The following is a 1,706-nucleotide window of genomic DNA, read 5'->3' as shown; positions in this document are numbered from 1 at the left end:
CAATGGGGCCATCCACCAGACGGACGCCGTGGCGGCCCAGGCCCAGAGCGATCTGACCAGCGCGTACAACAACGCCGCCGGTCAGGCATCGGATTTCACCCTCACCTCGCCGGGGGACCTGGTCGGCCAGACCCTGGCCCCGGGTGTCTACACTGCCGCGTCGTCGATCAACCTTTCGGGCACGCTCACGCTTGACGCCCAAGGCAACCCCAATGCGGTCTTCATCTTCCAGATCGGGTCGACCCTTCAGACGGCCTCCGCCAGCCGGGTCGTGCTGATCAACGGTGCCCAGCCGTGCAACGTGTACTGGCAGGTGGGCAGCTCCGCAACGCTCGGCACCAACTCGACCTTCGTGGGCAACATCCTGGCCCTCACGTCGATCTCCGCCACCACCGGAGCCAACATCGACGGTCGGGCACTCGCCCGCAACGGCTCAGTCACTTTGGACACGAACGTCATTACCCGGGCGACGTGCGCGACCGGAACCACGACTGGCGGAACCACAGCCGGTACGACCGGCGGCCTGATCGCCGGTACCACCGGCGGAACCACCGCCGGCGGCACCGGGGGTGTGGTCGCGGGCGTGACCGCTGGTGCCACCGGTGGCCTGATCGGCGGCACCGGCCTGATCGGCGGCACCGGCCTCATTGGCGGTACCGGACTCATCGGCGGCGTGGTCGCCGGCACCACCGGCGGAACCACGGTCGGAACCACCGGCGGCAACACTGCCGGTGCCACGGCCGGAACGTCGGGCGGCGCCACGGGCGGTCCCTGCCAGGAGCAGTGCGGCAAGTGCCACGACCAGTGCAGCCCGTGCCAGGAGCAGTGCGGCAAGTGCCACGACGAGTGCAGCCCGTGCCAGGAGCAGTGCGGCAAGTGCCACGACCAGTGCGGCAAGTGCCACGACGAGTGCAGCCCGTGCCAGGAGCAGTGCGGCAAGTGCCACGACGAGTGCAGCCCGTGCCAGGAGCAGTGCGGCAAGTGCCACGACGAGTGCAGCCCGTGCCATGACCAGTGCAAGCCGTGTGAGCACGCGTGCGGCGCGTGCGACCAGGGGTGCGACTCCCACCAGCCGGACGCGCGCAGCTTGGTGAAGTCCTGACCGAAGGCGGTTGAGCCGGGAGTCAGAAGGACGGCCGTGGCGGAGCGCAAGCATGATGTCGCCACGGCCGTCCTTGCCGGGCATGTCAGCGCACGACGGGGCTAGCACCGACCACGCTCCCCGCCCTGTGGCCGCTGGGCGTCAACGGCCGGCACGAGCCGAAGGACGAGCGAGGAGGATGGGATGAGCCGCAGCGACCACGACACCGCAGCGATCGGCAGTGAAGAAGGGCAGGTGTCCGGCGGTCTGCTGACTGCACCTTTGACCGCCCCTTCGGCGGAGCACCGGACCGACGAGCAAAGGAGCGATCAATGTCCGCCGCTGTCACGGCCCGCTGGACTTCTGGTCGCCTGCGCGGTCGCGGTGTGCGTCATCGTCACCGTCACCCACGTCTTGCTGCTCTTCCTCTATGTCGCGCCCTCAAACACGATCTCCACCCAGTACGAGCAGCCGATCAACGCCTGGATCTACCCCTATTTCGAGCAGAACTGGCGCCTCTTCGCGCCGGACCCGCAGTCCGTACAGCAGCAGGTTTCCGCACGCACAGCACACACGTCCCCCGACGGATTGACCCGGGTCACCGGCTGGACCGACCTGAGCGCCA

General features: G+C 68.6%; 2 protein-coding genes. Both read left to right on the top strand.

Annotated elements, in window-relative coordinates; translation table 11 throughout:
- Positions 1-1,102, top strand: a 1,102-nt coding sequence (locus TR48_RS37550; protein ID WP_152628406.1) for an ice-binding family protein, incomplete at its 5' end; no start/stop codon positions are given.
- A gap of 183 nt (positions 1,103-1,285) precedes the next feature.
- A partial coding sequence (locus tag TR48_RS44080; protein ID WP_236652514.1) for a DUF5819 family protein occupies positions 1,286-1,706 on the top strand: 421 nt, incomplete at its 3' end.

This window comes from Streptacidiphilus neutrinimicus (assembly GCF_000787815.1).
Lineage (GTDB): Bacteria > Actinomycetota > Actinomycetes > Streptomycetales > Streptomycetaceae > Streptacidiphilus > Streptacidiphilus neutrinimicus.
Note: the sequence above shows the minus strand (reverse complement) of the source record. Positions and strands in the feature narration are given on the sequence as shown.